Here is a 4,831-nt window from a genome sequence, read left to right as displayed (position 1 = left end):
CTGTGGGCGGTCTGCGGCGTTGCAAATCCTCGCCATAGCTGCGGCTATGGCTGCGGTTTGCGCCTTGCATCCCATCCCACACCAGGGCGCGCGCCACCACGCGGACTTATTCAGCGTTGCCCTAAGTGTCCCGTTCGCGATGGTTTCTGGCAGGTTGCCGCGCAACAGGGCCGTTGGCGGTCCGGATAATTCCGTCTCCCTGGATACCGCGCACGGGCGCGGGCTCATCCGCGCCAACGCACGACACCTATGACAACAAGCGCAGCAGCCCTGGACGACAGCGGCACCTCTACCGACTCTTCGAGCGGGCCCGTGGCGGCCCGGCCGCAGGCCAGGCCGGCCTTCGGCATTCTGGCGGCGATCAGCGGTTCGCACATGGTCAACGACATGATGCAGTCGCTGATCCTGGCGATGTACCCGATCCTGAAGGGCGAGTTCTCGCTGAGCTTCGGGCAGATCGGGCTGATCACGCTGACCTACCAGTTGACGGCCTCGCTGCTGCAGCCGCTGGTGGGCCTGTTCACCGACCGGCGGCCGCAGCCGTATTCGCTGCCCTTCGGGATGGGGTCCACGCTGGTCGGGCTGATGCTGCTGGCCTTTGCGCCGAGCTTTGGCGTGGTGCTGCTGGCGGCGGCCTTCGTGGGCGTGGGCTCTTCGATCTTCCATCCGGAGTCCTCGCGCATCGCGCGGCTGGCCTCGGGCGGCCGGCATGGCTTTGCGCAGTCGGTGTTCCAGGTGGGCGGCAACACGGGCACGGCGGTCGGGCCGCTGCTGGCGGCGGCGGTGATCGTGCCGTTCGGCCAGCGCAGCGTGGCGTTTTTCGGGCTGGCCGCGCTGCTGGGCATCGTGCTGCTGCTGCAGGTCAGCCGCTGGTACGCGACGCACCACGTGGCCACGGCCAGCCGCAGCAGGCCGGCGGCGGTGGCGCCCTATCCGCGCGGGGTGGTGCTGGGCGCCGTCGGGGTGCTGCTGGTGCTGATCTTTTCCAAGTACTTCTACGTGGCGGGCATCAGCAGCTTCTACACCTTCTACCTGATGGAGCGCTTCGGCCTGACGGTGCAGAGCGCGCAGTTCCATCTGTTCTTCTTCCTGCTGGCCTCGGCCGCGGGCACGGTGCTGGGCGGGCCGGTGGGCGACCGCATCGGGCGCAAGCCGGTGATCTGGGTGTCGATCCTGGGCGTGGCGCCGTTCGCGCTGCTGCTGCCGCATGCCGATCTGTTCTGGACGACGACGCTGACGGTGATCATCGGGCTGGTGCTGTCCTCGGCGTTCTCCGCGATCCTGGTCTACGCGCAGGAACTGATGCCGGGCAAGGTGGGCATGGTGTCGGGCCTGTTCTTCGGCTTTGCCTTCGGCATGGGCGGGCTGGGCGCCGCGGTGCTGGGCATGCTGGCGGACCGGACCAGCATTGCCTTCGTGTACCAGGCCATCGCCTATCTGCCGCTGCTGGGCGTGGTGGCGGTGTTCCTGCCCAAGGGTGCGCGCCGGGCGGCGTGAGGCCGGCGTATGCTACCAAATATATAGCTAATAGCCCAGGCAGAACCTGGGCTACGGCCACTTTTCAGTTGAATTCCGCGGGCCGCCGGCGCCGCGCGAAGCGCACCACCGTCACGCCCTGCCGCGCCTGCCGCAGCGAGGGCATCACCAGCACGCAGTCGTCATAGGGCGTGCGGATCGGTTCGCCGTGGTTGTCGCCGATCACGGTGCCGGCCTGCGGGATCACTTCCAGGCCCTGGAAGGGCTCGGTGAAGCGTACCTGGCTGCCCTTGGCCACCACGCCGCCGCTCACCTCCAGGACCCAGCGGCCCGGGGCGTCGGGCATGCGCCAGCCGGGCAGCAGGCGCCCGGTGTCGCCGGCGTCGACGATGCCCGCCAGTTCCAGGAAGCGCACGCACTGGTCGCGCGCCACGTCGCGGCTGGAGCGGGCGCCATGGAAGCCGCACTCCACCAGCAGCGAGCGCGCGCCGGCCGCCATGCCGGCCTCGCTGCCGAAGCGGCCGAAGTCGCGCATGCGCACGCCGTCCTGGTGGCCGGCGTCGGCCACGATGTGTTCGGGGGTGCCCATCCGCACCGCGAGTTCGATGTTGCGCGGCGACAGGCCGGTCAGCACCAGGGGCGGGCTGGGCTCGTGCATGGAGTGCAGGTCGAGCAGCCAGTCGGCCTCGGCCACGTGCGGCGCCAGCTCGGCGGCGCGGCGGCGCTCGCGGGTGTCGGCGGCGGCGATGCGCTCGGGCGACCACTGGCGGTTCAGGTCCTGGTCGACGAAGCGCGAGGCGTCGTGCCGCGCGGGGTCGAAGCGCTCGAAGGCCGCCAGGTTGCAGAACGCCAGGCTGAGCCGGCCGCGGCGCGGGCGCAGGCCCGAGGCCAGCAGGCCCTGCAGCGCCCAGGCGCCGCACAGCTCGTTGCCGTGCACCAGGGCCGTGACCAGCACGTGGCGGCCGGGCAGGCCGGAGTCGAAGCGCCAGACGCCCTCGGTGCCGGTATTGCCGGCGCGCCAGGCGCCCAGGTCGGGAACGTCGAGCTCGAACTGCATGCGGCTATCACTCATCCTTGATGTTGGCGAACTGGACGATCTGCTGGTACTTGCGCGTTTCGTCGGCCAGGAAGCGGGCCAGGTCGGGCTGCGTGGCGGGCACGACCGAGCCCGAGGCTTCCATCGCCTTGCGGTAGTCGGGCGCCTGCAGCGTTTCCGCCAGCGCGGCCTTGAGCCGCGCGACCACCGGCTCGGGCAGGCCGGCCGGCCCCATCAGCATGAACCAGACGCCGATGTCCACGTTCCTGAGCGCGGGCGTCTCGGCCAGCGCGGGCACGTCGGGCGTGGCCGGCGAGCGCCGCGCCTCGGTGGTGCCGATGGCCACCAGCTTGCCGCTCTTGATCATCGGCAGCGCGCTGGAGAGCACGTACACGCCCAGGTCCAGGCTGCCGCCGAGCAGGTCGGTGGTGAGCGGGCCGGTGCCGCGGTAGGGGATGTGGGTCAGGAAGATGCCGCCCTGCTGCTTGACCATCTCGCCGGCCACGTGCAGCGAGGTGCCCACGCCCGAACTTCCATACGACAGCCGCCCCGGCTGGGACTTGGCGCGCTGGATCAGGTCGGACGCATTCTTCACCCCCAGCGCCGGCGCGGCGGTCAGCACCAGGGGCTGCGAGGCCACCAGCCCGAGCGGGGTGAAGTTCTTGAGCGAATAGCGCACCGACTTCTTCACCAGCGCGTTGATCGCGATCTCGTTGTTGGCGCCCAGCAGCAGGGTGTAGCCGTCCGGCGCGGCCGAAGCCACCTTCTGCGCGCCGATGGAGCCGCCCGCGCCGCCCAGGTTCTCGACCACCACCGGCTGGCCGATGCGCGTGGACAGCGTCTGGCCCAGCGTGCGCGCCACCAGGTCGGTGCTGCCGCCGGGCGGGTAGCCGACCACGAGCGTGATCGGGCGCTGGGGATAGGTGTCGGCCATGGCCGCTGCTGCGGGCAGCAGGGCCAGGGCCAGCAGCGTGGCGATGCGGCGCCGGCGCAGGGGAAGGTTCATGGGTGTCTCCGGTGGGGGATGGGCCGGATTCTGTGCGGGCGCAGATGCCGCGGGTTGCCGTTTCGGCACAATGGATTGCCGTTTTGGCAAGCGGCGCGCAGTGGCCGCCAGTGACGGGGAAGGAGTGCCCGCGATGCAGGTGAAGTGGATGGAAGACTTCGTGGCGCTGGCGCAGACGCGCAGCTTCCTGCGCGCGGCCGAGCTGCGCAACGTGACGCCGCCGGCCTTCGGCCGCCGCATCCAGGCGCTGGAGGCCTGGGCCGGCATGCCGCTGGTGCAGCGCGGCGAGAGCCCGCTGCAGCTCACGCCCGCGGGCGAGCTGTTCCTGGAGACCGCGAGCCAGACCGTGATCGGCCTGGAGGACGCGCGCGCCGAGCTGCGCAGCGCCACGGGCCGGCAGGAGCGCACGCTGACGATCGCCACCGGCCGCACGCTGGCGCGCACCGTCATGGCCGACTGGCTGCTGCGGCTGCGGCCGGTGCTCAAGCACGCGCAGGTGCGCATCCTCACGCGCGCGCTGCTCGACACGGTGCGCCTGCTGGAGCAGAACGAGGTGGACTTCACCCTGGTCTACCACCACCCGGCGCTGACCTTCCGCCTGGATGGGCGGCAGTTCACGCACGTCACGGTGGCCTCCGACAAGCTGGTTCCCGTGGCGCGCGCCGGCCCGCGCGGCGAGCCGCTGTACCTGCCCGGCCGCACGCCGGCCGTGCCGCTGCTGTCCTACGGCCGCGGCCTGGCCATGGGCCGGCTGCTGGAAGACCACCTGGCGCACAACCCGATCGCGCCGCGGCTCACGCGCAGCCTGGAATGCGACTCGGCCGACGCGCTGGCCGAGTACGTGCTCAAGGGACTGGGCGTGGCCTGGCTGCCGTGGTCCCTGGTGCGCGCCGACTGCAAGGCCGGCCGCATGGCCGTGGCCGGCGACCGCTCGATGGAGATCGCGTTCGAGGTCCGGCTGTACCGGCCCAAGCGCCGGCTGAGCGCGCTCAACGAGCAGGTGTGGCAGTCGGCGGCGCGGCGCTGAAGCCGTCGCGCCACGGCCGCGCGGACCGCGCCCTGGACCCGCCGCGCGCCGAGGCGGACCCAGGCCTGTCCCTGCCGGGCCCGGGCGACATGGCGGCGCTGGATGCGCAGGGCAATCGCATCTAAATCCAAGCGAAACTAAAGCGCTGAAACAACCCTCCTAGCGCAGCCCCGATGAACCTACTGCACCACCTGCAGAGCATCTCCGACCCCCGAAGCCACCGCACGCGTCGCCACGACCTGCAGGCCATCCTGGCCGTAGCGCTGTGCGCCACCCTCGCCGGGGC

6 protein-coding genes are annotated in these 4,831 nt (G+C 71.3%); 4 read left to right on the top strand and 2 right to left on the bottom strand.

Going from position 1 to position 4,831, the window contains the following annotated elements; all coding sequences use genetic code 11:
• Window positions 1–249 precede the first annotated feature (249 nt).
• Window positions 250–1,497 carry an MFS transporter gene (locus JHD63_RS21740; protein ID WP_198972877.1) on the top strand — a complete coding sequence of 416 codons (1,248 nt, stop codon included), beginning with the start codon at window positions 250–252 and terminating at the stop codon, window positions 1,495–1,497.
• Window positions 1,498–1,561: 64 nt separating this feature from the next.
• On the opposite strand, the gene JHD63_RS21735 is transcribed toward JHD63_RS21740, so the two are convergent.
• Window positions 1,562–2,548: a succinylglutamate desuccinylase/aspartoacylase domain-containing protein gene (locus JHD63_RS21735; RefSeq protein WP_198972876.1), complete on the bottom strand. Its 987-nt coding sequence runs from the start codon at window positions 2,546–2,548 to the stop codon at window positions 1,562–1,564.
• Window positions 2,541–3,518, bottom strand: a complete 978-nt coding sequence (locus tag JHD63_RS21730) for a Bug family tripartite tricarboxylate transporter substrate binding protein (RefSeq protein ID WP_198972875.1) — start codon at window positions 3,516–3,518, stop codon at window positions 2,541–2,543. Before JHD63_RS21730 ends, JHD63_RS21735 begins: the two co-directional genes overlap by 8 nt.
• Before the next feature lie 133 nt (window positions 3,519–3,651).
• On the opposite strand from JHD63_RS21730, the gene JHD63_RS21725 reads away from it, so the two are divergent.
• From JHD63_RS21725 to JHD63_RS25100, 3 genes are all read left to right on the top strand, one after another.
• The gene (locus JHD63_RS21725; RefSeq protein ID WP_198972874.1) at window positions 3,652–4,545 is read left to right on the top strand and encodes a LysR substrate-binding domain-containing protein; all 894 of its coding nucleotides are present in this window, start codon (window positions 3,652–3,654) and stop codon (window positions 4,543–4,545) included.
• Window positions 4,521–4,670: a hypothetical protein gene (locus tag JHD63_RS21720; protein WP_198972873.1), complete on the top strand. Its 150-nt coding sequence runs from the start codon at window positions 4,521–4,523 to the stop codon at window positions 4,668–4,670. The genes JHD63_RS21725 and JHD63_RS21720 overlap by 25 nt, the downstream gene beginning before the upstream one ends.
• Window positions 4,671–4,718: 48 nt before the next feature.
• Window positions 4,719–4,831: transposase family protein (locus JHD63_RS25100; RefSeq protein ID WP_198972083.1), on the top strand; the 113-nt coding region annotated here is incomplete at its 3' end.

It is taken from the genome of Xylophilus sp. ASV27, from assembly GCF_016428875.1.
In the GTDB taxonomy this organism is placed as follows: domain Bacteria; phylum Pseudomonadota; class Gammaproteobacteria; order Burkholderiales; family Burkholderiaceae_C; genus Xylophilus.
The sequence above is the reverse complement of the archived record's forward strand: the minus strand, read 5'-3'. Positions and strand labels throughout refer to the sequence as shown.